The sequence below is a fragment of the Nocardioides campestrisoli genome (assembly GCF_013624435.2).
Taxonomy (GTDB): Bacteria; Actinomycetota; Actinomycetes; order Propionibacteriales; family Nocardioidaceae; genus Nocardioides; species Nocardioides campestrisoli.
This window is the reverse complement of sequence record NZ_CP061768.1, coordinates 3,442,374-3,455,202: the sequence shown is the minus strand read 5'-3', so window position 1 is coordinate 3,455,202 and position 12,829 is coordinate 3,442,374. Positions and strand designations below refer to the sequence as shown.

Genomic DNA, 12,829 nt, shown 5'->3' with positions numbered 1-12,829 from the left:
TCATCAGACCTGCATCCGCATGATCTCGTTGAACGCCTCGAGCGCCTTGTTGCGCACCGCGACGGTCAGCTGGGTGGTGACCGCGGCCTCGGTGGCGGCGATCGTGTAGTCGTGCATGGCGGCCAGGTCACCGGTGGCGGCCTGGACGGCCAGCTTGTCGGCGCGGTCCTGGACCCCTTCGAGCCGGTCCAGCCCGTCCAGGACCAGGTCGCCGAAGCCGCCGACGCCCGAGGCGCCCGAGGAGCCGCCGGTGGGGGAGGAGGCCCCGGCCGGGGCGACGGTGGGCGGGACGTACGGGGTGAACCCGACGCTCTCGATGCCGGAGATGCTCATCAGCCACGTCCGATCTGCAGGGCGGCGTTGTAGGAGTCCTGGGCGTTCTTGGTGACCTGGACCGACGCCTGGAAGCCGCGCTGGGCCATCACCAGCTGGCTCATCTGGCTGGCCATGTCCATGTCCGGCAGCCGCACGTAGCCGGCCTCGTCGGCCAGTGGGTGGTCCGGGCTGTGCACGAGGCGGCCCTCCGCGGAGCCCAGCTCGATGCCGCCGACGTCGACGCCGCCGTCGGGCCGCGCCCGGGCCACGACCATCCGGGCCTGGAAGGCGTCCTCGTCGGTGCTGGTGGCGGTGTTGGCGTTGGAGATGTTGTGGGACAGCGAGTCCAGCCAGGTCTGGTGCATGCCCAGGCTGGAGCCGGCGATCCGCAGCAGGTCGAAGGCGCCCATCACTGCCCCGTCACGGCGGTGCGCAGCAGCGAGTAGCGGTCGTTCACCGCGCGGGTCAGCAGCTGGTACTGGAACTGGGACTGCATCGCCGCCAGCGACTCCTTGCGCAGGTCGACGTTGTTGCCGTTCGGGCCCACGGGGGTGTCGGTGGGGGTGGCGGTCACCGACAGCGGGGTGCCGTTCTCGACCTGGCCGCCGGCGATGGCGGCGCGCAGGGAGGACTCGAAGTCGACCGAGCTCGCCCGGAAGCCCGGGGTGTCGATGTTCGCGATGTTGTCGGCGATCACGCGCTGGCGCACGGAGACCCCGTCGAGGGCGGCGCCGAGCGCGGCGGAGACCGCGTCGGTGACGGCGAAGGACAAGGCAGTGCCTCTCTCGAGGGGTTGCCGGTCCTTCGGCGGGGGTGAGCATTCCGTGCTCAGGAGGTCAGTTCGGCCGCAGCGGCGCCGGGCTGAGGAGTTCTGCGGGGTCGGCGCCCAGGTCGGGACCTTCGGCGCCCCGGGACCACCCGGAATGACCAGGGGCCATGGCCCGGGCGGGTCAGGGGGCGAGCACGACCGAGAGCACCCCGGTGCCGTAGCCGGCGACCTGCACGCTCACGTCGGTGCGCCGACCCAGGGTCAGGGACCGGGCCAGGACGTCCTGCGGCACCGGTCCGCCGGCCGGGTGCACCACGTGCAGCCGGAGGTGGTCGGAGTCGCCGGAGTGGAACAGGTTGACCGTGACGTTGAGGACCTCGCGCAGGTTCTCCTCCAGCAGCGGGGTGAGCACGTTCCACCGGATCGAGTTCTTCGCGACCGTCGGCGGGACCAGCCCGATCGCGGCACCGGCGTACGCCGAGAGGGCCACGTCGAGGACGATCACCGCGGCGACCTGGAAGGAGTCGTCGACGTAGACCGCGAAGGTGGCGGGGCTCTCCGCGCTCGGCGCGAGCGGGGCGGTGGGGGAGATCACCACGTCGCGGCCCAACAGGTCCGCGAGCAGGTCCCTGACCTCTTTGGGAGCGGGCAGGTGGACGGTCATGGGGCGAGCGGCAGGACCGTGGAGAGCTGGCTGGCGAAGACCTCGGCGGTGAAGGGCTTGGCGATCAGGAACTGCGCCCCGGCCGCGGTCGCCCGGGCGCGCATGTCCTCGGTGCCCTCGGAGGTGACGAAGCCGAACGGGATCGTCGAGCCGGACGCGCGGATCAGCGACAGCGCGTCGAGCCCGCTCATCTCGGGCATGTTCCAGTCCGAGAGGACCAGGTCCAGGCGCTCCCGGGCGACCAGGTCGACGGCCTGGCGCCCGTTCTCCGCCTCCACCACCTCGTGGCCCGCGAAGCCGGCCTGGCGCAGCGTACGGATGACGATCTGGCGCATCACCCGGCTGTCGTCGGCGACCAGGATCCTCATCGGGTCTCCCGCGGCGTCGGGCGGCCGGCGTGCACGGTGATGGCGAGCGGCTCCCGGGCCCACGTGCACCCGAGCCGGACCACCTCGCGCTGCGCCGAGCCGTGCAGGAACCGGCCCGCGGTGACCAGCGGGAGGGAGAGCCGGCACGGGCCCCGGACCAGGCTCTTCACGTTGCCGCCGATCATGTTGACCATCTCGCCGATCGCGTCGACCAGGTCGCCGTCGACCAGCTCCGCGGCGGAGTCGAGGGCCAGCATGCTGCGGGTGAGCTGCTGCGCGCCCGAGGTGCTCATCTCCAGCGCGACCACGCCGTTCCACTCGCCCTTGACCGTGACGCTGGCCGACCAGTCGGGGGCGAAGTCCGGGTCGGTGCCGACCTGGAGCGGTCCGTGCTCGGCGAGGAAGGAGGCCCAGACCTCCTCGGTCAGCATCCGTACGTCGGCCGGCTTGGGACTGGCCGCGACGAGCGCCTGCTCGGCGTTCATGGCGAGGATCATGCGAAGGCTCCGTCCTGAGCGAGCCCGAGCAGCTCCAGCTTGTCGCGGATGGCGTCGGCGGTGAAGGGCTTGATCACGTACTCGTGCGCGCCCGCCGCCAGGGCCCGGACGATCTGCGCGTGCTCGCTCTCGGTGGTGACCATCATCAGGGTGATGTCGCGCCACTCCCGGACCTTGCGGACCTCGGTGACGAAGTCGTACCCGTCCATCACCGGCATGTTCCAGTCGACCAGGCACAGGTCGGGGTGCAGCCCGACCTGCAGCAGGTCGAGCGCCTCCTGGCCGTTGGCCGCCTCGGTGGCGCCGAAGCCCAGCTCCACCATGATCCGGCGCAGGATGAGCCGCATGGCGCGGGAGTCGTCGATGATCAGTGCGTGCATGTTCAGGATCCCGTCGCGGTGAGGGTGGGTGCGGCCGCGGGCGTCCGCACGTACGGAGCGGGCCGGTGGAGCTGCAGTCGACCGCAGGTCTCGCGCACCCAGCGGTCCCCGAGGTCCATGGCGGTCTCGGAGGAGCCGAGCACGAGGTAGCCGTCCGGGGCCATGACGTCCCGGACCCGGTCGAGCACCTCGTGGCGCACCGCGAGGTCGAAGTAGATGAGCACGTTGCGCAGGAAGACCACGTCGAAGCGGGGCATCGCGGGCAGGTCGTCGATCAGGTTGACCACCGAGGGGCGCACCATCGCGCGGAGCTGGGGCAGCACCTCCCACTCCGAGCCGGTGCGGGTGAAGTACTTGACCAGCGAGGTGGCCGGCAGGCCCCGGTTCATCTCCACCTGGCCGTAGCGGCCGGCGGCGACCCGCTCGACCATCGTGGGGGAGACGTCGGTCGCCCAGATCTCCGTGGTCCAGTCCTGGGGCAGCCGCTCCTCCAGCGTCATCGCGATGCTGTAGGGCTCCTGCCCGCTGGAGCAGGCCGCCGACCAGACCGAGAGGTGCCGACCGCTCCGCTCGCGGAGCAGCGCCGGCACGATGTCGGTGGCCAGCGCACGGAAGGGCGTGTTGTCGCGATACCAGGAGGTCTCGTTGATGGTCAGGGCGTCGGCGACCCGGGCCTGCTCGTTCGGGTCGTGCCGCAGCTGGGCGACGTACGCCTCGAGGCTGCGCGCCCCGGCAGCGCGGGCGAGCGGCTCGAGCCGGGACTCGACCAGGTAGGCCTTCTCCGGGGGATAGAGCATCGCCGTCTCACGACGTACGAGGTCGGAGACGTAGGCAAAGCTCAGGGTCGAGAGGCTCACGGGAACCCCATCGGTCGCCGGGGCGACGTCCTGAGGGAAAACAGGCAGCCGAACCGCCTCACGTCGGGCCCGGTCCTGCCGATGGGGCAGGCGTGATCAGTGTGCTCGTCGTCGACGACTCCGCCACCGTGCGGAGGATCGTGACCACCGCGCTGGAGACCGACCCCGGCGTGGCGGTCGTCGGCCAGGCGGTCGACGGCGAGCACGCCCTGGACCTGGCCCAGGAGCTGGCCCCGGACGCGGTCGTGCTCGACATCGAGATGCCGGTGCTCGACGGACTGGCCGCCCTGCGCCGGCTGCGCGCCGCGAACCCGCGGCTGCCGGTGATCATGTTCAGCACGCTCACCGAGCGGGGCGCGATGAAGACCCTGGAGGCGCTCTCGCTGGGTGCCTCGGACTACGTCACCAAGCCGACCGGCACCGACAGCCTGAGCGCGAGTGTCCGCGAGATCGCCGACCAGCTGGTCCCGAAGATCCGGGCGCTGGTGGGCACCGCCCGCTCCCTGGACTCGGGCGGCCAGCCGGTGCCGCCGCCCCCGCCGGCCCGGCACAGCCCCGCGGTCGCCCCGCAGGTCCTGATGGTGGGCTGCTCGACCGGCGGGCCGGACGCGCTGGCCTCCCTGGTCAGCGAGCTGCCCTTCAACCTCCGGGTCCCGGTCGTGGTGGTCCAGCACATGCCGCCGGTCTTCACCGCGATGTTCGCCTCCCGGCTCGACCGGGTCAGCGCGCTGAGCGTCTCCGAGGCCGTCGACGGCGAGCCGCTGCGGGCGGGGCACGTCTACGTCGCCCCCGGCGACCGGCACCTGTCCCTGCACCGGGTCGAGGACCGGGTGCTGGCCCGGATCGACGCGGGTCCGCCGGAGAACTTCTGCCGGCCCTCGGTCGACGTGCTGTTCCGGTCCGGGGCCCACGTCTACGGTCCGGCAGCCCTGGGCGTGGTGCTCACCGGGATGGGCCACGACGGCACCGCCGGCGCCCGCGCCGTGCAGACCACCGGGGGGACCGTGCTGGCGCAGGACCAGGCCTCGTCGGTGGTCTGGGGGATGCCCGGGGCGGTCGTCGCCGCCGGGCTGGCCCACGAGGTGCTGGCGCTGGACAAGATCGCCGCGCGGCTCGTGGAGCTGGTGCGCGGCTGAGGAGCCGGGCGTACGCCTCAGGCCGTGATGTCGAGGTACGCCGGACCGGCGGGGCCCGACGCGGTCGCGTCGCTGACCCGGTCGGCGAAGCCGCGCTGACGCGCGAGCGCGGCCAGCGCCTCGGTGAGCTGCGTGCGGAGCTCGCCCTGCCGGGCCAGCAGCGCCTCGGCCCGGGGGCGCAGGTGCTCCGGGACCGGTCCCAACGACGGGGCGTGCCAGGCCGGGCGGGTGTGCCACGACAGCAGGGCCTCGGTGGGGTCGGCGATGAGCTCCTCGGTGCGGTGCACGTCGGCCTCGAGCCGCTCGAGCTCGGCGACCCAGGCCGCGGTGATCGCGCCGCGGGCCAGGTCCTCGGGGCCGGTCATCAGCTCGCCGCCGCCTGCTGCAGCGCGGCCTCGCGCCAGGTGTCGGCCAGCTGCTCGGCCAGGCCCAGCACGTGCTGGGTGGCACCGCTGTCGCGACGGGTGTTGGCGAGCACCAGCTGGCCGAACATCCAGTCGTAGAGGGCGGCCAGCTGGGGGGCGCCGTCCCAGGCGTCGGTGCGCAGGGTGGAGCGCAGCTCGACGACGATGTCCTGCGCGTGCAGCAGCAGGGTGTGCGCCTCGGCGTGGGTGCCGGCGTCCTGGGCGTCCTTGGCGCGACGTACGTCGAGCACCAGCCGCTCGCAGAGCATCACCAGCAGCCGCTCGGGGCTCGCGGTGTTCACCGAGGCGCCGAGGTAGGCGGCGCGTGCGTTGGAGGGGACCATGAGGATCATCCGTTCCGGCTGGGCAGGGAGCCGATCTGGCCCGCGAGCCAGGTGGACTGGCTCTGCATCTGGGTCAGCGCGGTCTCGAGGGCGGTGAACTGACGGGTGAGGGTGGTCCGGCGCAGCTCCAGGCGCAGGTCCCACTGGGCGACCGAGTCGGCCAGCCGCTTGATGCCGTCCTGACGGCCGCTGACCGCGACGGTCAGGGTGCCGTCGACGGGGGCACTGGCCGACTTGGCGACGTCGCGGACCCGGGCGGCGAAGCCTTCACCGGCGGAGCCGAGGGCCGCCGCGACCTTCTCCGGGTCCTTCTCGTACGCCGCGGCGAGGGCCTTCTCGTCCAGCACCAGCTTGCCGTAGCGGTCGGTCTGGATGCCCAGCTCGGCCAGGGTGGTGCCGTCCTTGGGGTAGACCGCGTCGAAGAGCGCGGTGCGCACGCCGCGGACGGCGACGTCCCCGGCGAGCATGCCCTTGGCCGACCCGGTGCCGCCGGAGGCGGTGACGGTGTCGAACGAGGTGAGCAGCGAGTTGATGTCGTCGACCAGCGACTTCATCGCCGTCTGCACCGCACCCGCTTCGCGAGCGATGGTCAGGGTGGCGGTGCTGCCCGCGGTGGCCGGCGGGGCCAGGCTGAGGGTGACGCCCGGCATCAGGTCGTCGAAGGTGTTGGTGGACGACGTGGCGGTGATGCCGCCCAACGTGACCGCGGCGTCCTCGCCGGCGCGGGCGGTCGCGCCGCCCAGCAGCGGAGAACCGTCGGCCGCGCTGAGCGCGAAGTCGGAGGCGGCGCCGGTCGCGGTGGACTCGACCAGCAACCGGTAGGAGCCCTCGGCGACCCGGACGGCGGTGGCGCGCACGCCGGTCTCGTTGGCCGGGTCGTTGAGCGCGTCCACCAGGCCCTGGAGCGTGCCGTCGGTCTCGAGGTCGAGGGGAGCGGTGCCGTCCAGCCGGTCCAGCCGGACCGTCGTCGGCTCGGCCGTGGCGCCGCCGGTGACAGAGCCGGTGAGCGCGGCCGGCGCGGCGAAGGTGAGCTGGTGGGTCCGGGCCAGGCGGTCGACGGTGACCGAGAAGGAGGTCGCGGCGGTGGCCGCGGTCGCGGTCGCGGTGACGCCGGGCGTGGTCGAGCTGGCCGTCAGGGTGCTCCAGGCGCCGGCGCGACCGGTGTCGGCCGCCTTGGTGGAGAGTGCGGCGAGCCTGGTGTTGAGCGTCTGGAGGGCGCTGACCGCCGACTCCTCGGAGCGGACCCGGGTCTGCAGTCGCGTCTTGGGGGCGGTCTCCAGCTGCATGAGCTGGTCGACGAACTGCGCGCTGTCGAAGCCGGACAGACCGGAGATGCTGGCCACGGGATCCTCCTCTCAGGCGCCGCGGGTCGTACGGGGTGGCGGGGATGCGGAGACGGCGGCCGGCCGGGGCCCTGGGGCGACCAGGACGTCCGACCGACCGCCGTCAGCCATCAGCGGAGCAGGGAGAGGACGCCCTGGGGCGCCTGGTTCGCCTGCGCCAGCATCGCCGTGCCGGCCTGGGAGAGGATCTGCGAACGGGTGAAGTTCATCATCTCCTGAGCCATGTCGGTGTCGCGGATCCGGCTCTCGGCGGCCGAGAGGTTCTCCACGGCCACGTTGACGTTGGCGATCGTGTGCTCGAACCGGTTCTGGATCGCACCCAGCTCGGCGCGCTGCGTTGAGATGTCCTTGATCGCCGCCTGGACCGCGTTGGAACCACCGCTGGAAGGGTTGGCGACCGGGTCTGCGCCTGCAGCCGTGAACTTGATCTCCAGGCCCTGGATGCCCTCGCCGTTGCTCGCAGCGGGAGGCGTAGCCGTGTTCGGCGTGCCGGCGAAGGCCAGCAGCGCCTTGGAGCCGGTGACGGTGATGGTGTCGCTGCTGTCGAAGCCGACCTGGAAGGTCTTGTCGCCGTTGGTGGGGTTGTCCGCCGGAGCAGTGGCCTGGCCGGTGAAGATCTTCTCACCGTTGAACTTGGTGTTCTCCTGGATCCGGCCGATCTCGGTCTTCAAGGAGTTGAACTCCGCCTCGAGAGCCGACTTCGAGTCGTCACCCTGGGTGCCGTTGTTGTACTGCGTGGCCAGGTCGTTCATCCGCTGGAGCATGGAGTGCACCTCGGTGAGCGCGCCCTCAGCGGTCTGGACGAGCGAGACGCCGTCCTGGGCGTTGCGAGCGCCCATCTTGAGGCCGCCGACCTGCGAGCGCAGGCCCTCGGAGATCGCCAGGCCGGCCGCGTCGTCGCCGGCGCGGTTGATCCGGAAGCCGGACGACAGCTTCTCCAGCGACTTGGCCATCTGCCCCGAGGTGGTGGACAGGTTGCGGTAGGCCGACATTGCGTCGATGTTCTGGTTGATGCGAAGACTCATGATGATTTCCTTCCTGGAATGGAGTCACGTGCTGGAGTCCGTCCGTGGACTCCGTTGGCGATCAGATCGGCCCCCGTCGGACCGGCCTGAGGAAATCAGGCGAGAGTTTTTTCGCCTGCCTTGCTCGGACCCGGGGAAGTGGGTGGGAAGAGCCGACTACGCGGTGGCGTCCAGCGTCGGCCGGGCCATCGGGCGGCGCAGGGAGGCGGCGTGCCGCGCGGAGACGGCGGCGAAGTAGGACTCGCGGCGGCGGGCGGCGCAGCCCTCCGGCTTGGCGGCGGGCTTGACCAGCCCGGGCTCCAGCTCACGGTGCAGCACGTCGCGCAGCAGGCTCAGCGCCTCGGCGCGCAGCTGGGAGACCCGGGACTCGCTCACGCCAAGCTCGGCGGCGATCTCGGCCATCGGCCGCTCCGCGAGGAAGTAGTCGTTGACCACGATCCGCAGCCGATCGGGCAGCTCGGCGACCGCCTCGATCATGTAGGTCAGCCGCTCCTGGTGCTCCAGCAGCTGCTCCGGGGTGGCGCCGTCGGCGGGCAGCAGCTCGTCCAGGGCGTCGTCGGGGGCGCCCTGGAGGGAGAGCACCTGGGCCCGGGCGATGTCGTCGTCGTTGGCGATGACCTCGTCGAGGCTCATCCCCATCGCGCTGGCCACCTCGGCGTTGCTGGGCACCCGGCCCAGCGTGGCGGCCATCCGGTGGCGGGTCTCGTCCAGGTCGCGGGCGCGGCGGCGCACCGAGCGGGAGGCCCAGTCGACGCTGCGCAGCTCGTCGAGGAGCGCGCCGCGGATCCGGGTGGCGGCGTACCGGGCGAACGGCACCCCGCGCTCGGCGTCGAAGGCGTGGGCGGCCTGGACCAGCGCGGCCAGGCCGGCGGAGGTCAGGTCGTCGCGAGAGACGTGCGACGGCACCCGCCCGGCCATCTCCCGGACGATGTGCCCGACCAGCGGCATCGTCGCCGTGATCAGCTCCTCGGTGGCCTGCCCGGCCCTGGTCTTCTCGCTCACGTGGACGAGAGTCGTTCAGGAAAGCGCACCGTGTACCCATAATTAGGGAGCAACCCTCCGGGTGCGCAGCATTCAGGACGAAGGTCCCGCAGCGTCATGGCCCGCTCCGACTACCGGGGGTGAGCCATATGCGGGCCGGAGGTCCCGAAGCTGTCGGCGCAAACCCCTCAGGTCGCCCCCGGAGCCGCCGATGGGAGCCGTCGAGGAAGTGCACGCCCTCGTCGAGACCCAAGGGAGACCGGTACATGGAGAAGCTCTCGCTCATCCTGTGGCGCGAGCGCGAGCTGCTGGAGACCTTGCTGTTCAAGCTCGAGGTCGAGCAGCTCGTGATGGCCGGCGGCCGCACGAAGTGGCTGCTGCGCGCGGCCAAGGAGGTCGAGTCGGTGCTGGAGACGATCCGGCAGACCGAGGTGCTGCGCGCCGTCGCCGCCGACGAGGCCGCCGCCGAGGCGGGCATGCCTCCCAACCCCAGCCTCCGCTCGCTCGCCGACTCGGTGGCCGAGCCCTGGGCCTCGATCCTGGGCGACCACCGCGACGCCTTCGAGGCCATCACCCGCGAGGTCACCGCGATGGCAGAGGCCAACCGCGAGCTGGTCACCGCCGGCATCCGCTCGGCCCGGGAGACTCTCCTGACCCTCGGCGAGAGCACCGACGGCTACAGCGCCGACGGCACCGCCGTCTCCGCCGGCACCCGCCGCCCGTTGGTCGACCGGAGCCTGTGAGCCGGCCGTGAGCGGGTCCTTCGCCTCCCTCAACAGCGCACTCGGTGCGCTGCGCTACAACCGCGTCGTGATGGACGTGGCCAGCGGCAACATCGCCAACGCCGCCACCCCCGGCTACAACCGCCGCCGGGTGGAGGGGGAGTCGGTGGGCGCCGCGGCCCAGGTCGCGATGTGGTCGCGCTACGAGGGATCCGGCGAGGGGGTCCGGGTGGCCGACCTGCACCGGCTCGCCGACCAGTTCCTCGACGGCCGGGTCCGCCAGGAGCGGGCAACGCTCAGCTACCTCGACGTACGCCGTACCACGCTGGAGCGGCTGGAGACCGGGATCGCCGAGCCGGGGCCTGACGGCGTGGGCGCCGCGATCGCCGACTTCCGGGCGAGCCTGCACGCGCTGGCCAACGAACCCGGCTCCGACCTGGCGCGCACCCACGTGCTCACGCGGGCACAGACCCTCGTCGATGCCGTGCGCACCCAGGCAGCCAACGTGGCCCGGGAGACCTCGGACGCGAGCAGCCGGCTCGAGGGCACCCTGACGAAGGTCAACGCCGCCGCCGGCGAGCTGGCCGAGCTCAACCGGCAGATCGCCCAGCACGGGGCCGCCGGCACCGACGTCAACGCCCTGCTCGACCGGCGCGACCAGGTCGCGCTGAGCCTGTCCAGCCTCACCGGGGCAGTGGCCACCGAGCGCCCCGACGGTGGGCTGGACGTCACCGTCGGCGGGGTCCCCCTGGTCAGCGGCCGGGAGGCGGGCACGCTCGTGCGCAGCAGCGGCACGGACGTCGTCCCGGTGACCTTCGCGATCCGCGGCGGCGCCGCAGACGTGCCGGTGCCTGCGGGCATCCGCGGGGAGCTGGGCGCCGGCGCGGACCTGCTCAGCGTCACCCTCCCGGCGTACGCCGCCGGCCTGGACGCCGTGGCCGCGTCGCTCGCCGACCAGCTCAACGCCGGCCAGCAGGCAGGCTTCGACCGCGACGGCAACCCCGGCGCGCCGCTGCTGACCTACGACCCGGCGGACGCGGCCGGCTCCCTCCGGCTCGCGATCACCAACCCCGCACGACTGGCGGCCTCCTCGCTCCCCGGTGGGGTGCTGGACGGGCAGAACGCCACTGCGATGGCTGCTCCTACCACCGTCGAGACCGCCTACCAGCGCCTGGTGGCCGGGCTCGGCACCGAGGTCGCCACCGCCGGCCGCCTGGTCACCAACCAGGCCTCCCTGGTGGCCCAGGTCGACGGCCAGCGCGAGCAGCTCACCGGGGTCAGCCTGGACGAGGAGATGGTCTCGCTGATGTCCGCCCAGCGTGGCTACGAGGCCGCCTCGCGGGTGATGAACGCCGTGGACTCGATGCTCGACACCCTCATCAACCGGACAGGACTGGTGGGTCGATGACCATCACCCGCGTCACCCAGAACATGATGACCTCGCGGTCGCTGGAGCACCTGAACGCCGGGCTCTCCCGGTTGTCCAAGCTCCAGGAGCAGGTCGCGTCCGGGCGGGCGATCTCGCGGCCCTCCGACGCCCCGGCCGAGACCACCACGGCGATGCGGCTGCGCGCCACGCTGACCGAGGTGGCCCAGCACCGGCGCAACGCCGAGGACGGGCAGGGGTGGCTCGCCGAGGCCGACACGATGCTGCAGTCGATGATCACCCGGACCCGCCAGGCGCGCGAGATCGGCATCCAGGCCGCCAACCCCGGTGCCGTCAGCCCGGGCGGGCGCGAGGTGCTGGCCGGCGAGATCGAGCAGATCCGCGACTCGCTCATCGCCCTCGCGAACACCAAGCACCAGGACCGCCCGGTGATGGGCGGCATCTCCGGCGGCAGCGAGGCCTACTCGGCCGGCGGCACGTACGTCGGCGTGGCCGGCCAGGTCACCCGGACCGTGGCCGACGGGGTGAGGATCCGCGTCGACCTCGACGCCGAGGCCACCCTGGGGCCGGACGGGGCCAACCTCTTCGACCACCTGACCGAGATGGCGGCCGCGGTCCGCTCCGGGGACACCGCCGCGCTGCGGGCCGGGATGGACACGGTCGCTGGCGACCTCGACCGGCTGGGGGTGGCGGTGATCGACGTGGGCAGCCGGACGGTCGCGCTGGACCGGGCGGTGGAGACCGCCGACGCCCGCGAGCTCAGCATGGTCAAGTCGCTGGCCGGGATCGAGCAGGTCGACCTGCCCAAGGCGATCCTGGAGCTGCAGACCCAGGAGCTGGCCTACCAGGCGGCCCTGGCCTCGACCAGCCGGGTGATGGCGCCCAGCCTGATGGACTTCCTCCGGTGAGCACGTCTGTCATGATCGACCCGACCACGGACAGCGCCCAGCAGGGCCAGGAGGGAACGACGGTGGACGAGATCCCGGTGATCGAGCTGGTGAACCCGATGCCCGGGTTCCCCGAGCGGCGACGGTTCACCCTGGTCCGCCTCGACGACGACGGGACGCTGTGCGCCCTGCGCTCCCTGGAGGACCCGGACCTGAGGTTCCTGGTCACCACGCCGGTCGCCTTCTTCCCCGACTACGCGCCGGTGGTCGGGGACGACGTGGTCGACGAGCTCGGGATCACCGACGCCGCGCAGGTGCTGGTCCTGCTGGTGCTCACCGCAGGCGCGACCCTGGCCGAGACCACGGCCAACCTGCTCGCCCCGGTCCTGGTCAACACCGTCACCCGGCAGGCCAGCCAGGTCATCCTCGACGACACCTCGTTGTCGGTCGCCACACCGCTCGTCGCCTGACTCTGCTCCGCGGCTGAGCGTCGTGCCGTAGTGTCGTCGCCATGCTGGTGCTGAGCCGTCGTGCGGGGGAGAGCGTCGTCCTGGGTGACGACATCACCGTGACGATCCTCGAGGTCCGCGGCGACGTCGTCCGCGTGGGCATCGACGCGCCCCGCTCGGTGAGCGTGCACCGCGCCGAGCTGCTGGCCGAGCTGGCCACCAGCAACCAGAGCGCCGCCTCGCCGTCGGAGGACGCCGTCGCGTCCCTGGCCGCGGCGATGCGCACCCGCAAGCCCTGACG

Annotated in this window: 19 protein-coding genes; 6 read left to right on the top strand and 13 right to left on the bottom strand. The window is 72.5% G+C overall.

The features are described from left to right. Nucleotides 1-3: 3 nt before the first annotated feature. From fliE to H8838_RS16250, 8 genes are all read right to left on the bottom strand, one after another. The gene (fliE, locus tag H8838_RS16285) at nt 4-333 is read right to left on the bottom strand and encodes a flagellar hook-basal body complex protein FliE (RefSeq protein WP_181313155.1); all 330 of its coding nucleotides are present in this window, start codon (nt 331-333) and stop codon (nt 4-6) included. Further along, nucleotides 333-725, bottom strand: coding sequence for a flagellar basal body rod protein FlgC (locus H8838_RS16280; RefSeq protein ID WP_181313156.1), 393 nt, complete (start codon nt 723-725; stop codon nt 333-335). Before H8838_RS16280 ends, fliE begins: the two co-directional genes overlap by 1 nt. Beyond that, on the bottom strand, nt 725-1,087 hold the full coding sequence (gene flgB, locus H8838_RS16275) for a flagellar basal body rod protein FlgB (protein WP_181313157.1): 363 nt from the start codon (nt 1,085-1,087) through the stop codon (nt 725-727). The genes H8838_RS16280 and flgB overlap by 1 nt, the downstream gene beginning before the upstream one ends. 178 nt (nt 1,088-1,265) lie before the next feature. Next, on the bottom strand, nt 1,266-1,748 hold the full coding sequence (locus H8838_RS16270) for a hypothetical protein (protein WP_181313158.1): 483 nt from the start codon (nt 1,746-1,748) through the stop codon (nt 1,266-1,268). Continuing rightward, nucleotides 1,745-2,116, bottom strand: a complete 372-nt coding sequence (locus H8838_RS16265) for a response regulator (protein WP_181313159.1) — start codon at nt 2,114-2,116, stop codon at nt 1,745-1,747. Before H8838_RS16265 ends, H8838_RS16270 begins: the two co-directional genes overlap by 4 nt. Beyond that, nucleotides 2,113-2,601, bottom strand: a complete 489-nt coding sequence (locus H8838_RS16260; RefSeq protein WP_185994594.1) for a chemotaxis protein CheX — start codon at nt 2,599-2,601, stop codon at nt 2,113-2,115. The genes H8838_RS16265 and H8838_RS16260 overlap by 4 nt, the downstream gene beginning before the upstream one ends. An 8-nt stretch (nt 2,602-2,609) precedes the next feature. Continuing rightward, nucleotides 2,610-2,993 carry a response regulator gene (locus H8838_RS16255; protein ID WP_181313161.1) on the bottom strand — a complete coding sequence of 128 codons (384 nt, stop codon included), beginning with the start codon at nt 2,991-2,993 and terminating at the stop codon, nt 2,610-2,612. Nucleotides 2,994-2,995: 2 nt separating this feature from the next. Beyond that, nucleotides 2,996-3,850 carry a CheR family methyltransferase gene (locus H8838_RS16250; protein WP_185994595.1) on the bottom strand — a complete coding sequence of 285 codons (855 nt, stop codon included), beginning with the start codon at nt 3,848-3,850 and terminating at the stop codon, nt 2,996-2,998. Between the two features lie 92 nt (nt 3,851-3,942). Between H8838_RS16250 and H8838_RS16245 the strand changes: the two genes are divergently transcribed. Further along, nucleotides 3,943-4,986 (top strand): protein-glutamate methylesterase/protein-glutamine glutaminase, encoded by a 1,044-nt coding sequence (locus H8838_RS16245; RefSeq protein WP_224766196.1) that lies wholly within the window; start codon nt 3,943-3,945, stop codon nt 4,984-4,986. A gap of 17 nt (nt 4,987-5,003) precedes the next feature. Here the strand turns inward: H8838_RS16245 and H8838_RS16240 are convergent, their stop codons facing one another. From H8838_RS16240 to H8838_RS16220, 5 genes are all read right to left on the bottom strand, one after another. Beyond that, the gene (locus H8838_RS16240; RefSeq protein ID WP_181313163.1) at nt 5,004-5,351 is read right to left on the bottom strand and encodes a hypothetical protein; all 348 of its coding nucleotides are present in this window, start codon (nt 5,349-5,351) and stop codon (nt 5,004-5,006) included. Then, nucleotides 5,351-5,734, bottom strand: a complete 384-nt coding sequence (fliS, locus tag H8838_RS16235; protein ID WP_224766195.1) for a flagellar export chaperone FliS — start codon at nt 5,732-5,734, stop codon at nt 5,351-5,353. Before fliS ends, H8838_RS16240 begins: the two co-directional genes overlap by 1 nt. 5 nt (nt 5,735-5,739) lie before the next feature. Then, the gene (gene fliD / locus H8838_RS16230) at nt 5,740-7,077 is read right to left on the bottom strand and encodes a flagellar filament capping protein FliD (protein ID WP_185994597.1); all 1,338 of its coding nucleotides are present in this window, start codon (nt 7,075-7,077) and stop codon (nt 5,740-5,742) included. A 110-nt stretch (nt 7,078-7,187) separates the two neighbouring features. Beyond that, nucleotides 7,188-8,102 carry a flagellin N-terminal helical domain-containing protein gene (locus tag H8838_RS16225; RefSeq protein WP_185994598.1) on the bottom strand — a complete coding sequence of 305 codons (915 nt, stop codon included), beginning with the start codon at nt 8,100-8,102 and terminating at the stop codon, nt 7,188-7,190. A gap of 156 nt (nt 8,103-8,258) precedes the next feature. Then, nucleotides 8,259-9,104, bottom strand: coding sequence for a sigma-70 family RNA polymerase sigma factor (locus H8838_RS16220; RefSeq protein ID WP_224766194.1), 846 nt, complete (start codon nt 9,102-9,104; stop codon nt 8,259-8,261). 245 nt (nt 9,105-9,349) lie between these two features. Between H8838_RS16220 and H8838_RS16215 the strand changes: the two genes are divergently transcribed. Genes H8838_RS16215 through csrA form a run of 5 tightly spaced genes read left to right on the top strand, consistent with a single transcriptional unit; the run spans nt 9,350 to nt 12,827 of the window. After that, on the top strand, nt 9,350-9,826 hold the full coding sequence (locus H8838_RS16215) for a flagellar protein FlgN (RefSeq protein WP_181313167.1): 477 nt from the start codon (nt 9,350-9,352) through the stop codon (nt 9,824-9,826). 7 nt (nt 9,827-9,833) lie between these two features. Then, nucleotides 9,834-11,213, top strand: coding sequence for a flagellar hook-associated protein FlgK (gene flgK, locus H8838_RS16210; protein ID WP_185994599.1), 1,380 nt, complete (start codon nt 9,834-9,836; stop codon nt 11,211-11,213). After that, on the top strand, nt 11,210-12,100 hold the full coding sequence (locus H8838_RS16205) for a flagellin N-terminal helical domain-containing protein (protein WP_185994600.1): 891 nt from the start codon (nt 11,210-11,212) through the stop codon (nt 12,098-12,100). Before flgK ends, H8838_RS16205 begins: the two co-directional genes overlap by 4 nt. Continuing rightward, entirely contained in the window at nt 12,097-12,549 is a 453-nt protein-coding gene (gene fliW / locus H8838_RS16200) for a flagellar assembly protein FliW (protein WP_224766193.1), read from the top strand. The genes H8838_RS16205 and fliW overlap by 4 nt, the downstream gene beginning before the upstream one ends. Before the next feature lie 41 nt (nt 12,550-12,590). Further along, entirely contained in the window at nt 12,591-12,827 is a 237-nt protein-coding gene (gene csrA / locus H8838_RS16195) for a carbon storage regulator CsrA (RefSeq protein ID WP_181313170.1), read from the top strand. Nucleotides 12,828-12,829 lie beyond the last annotated feature (2 nt).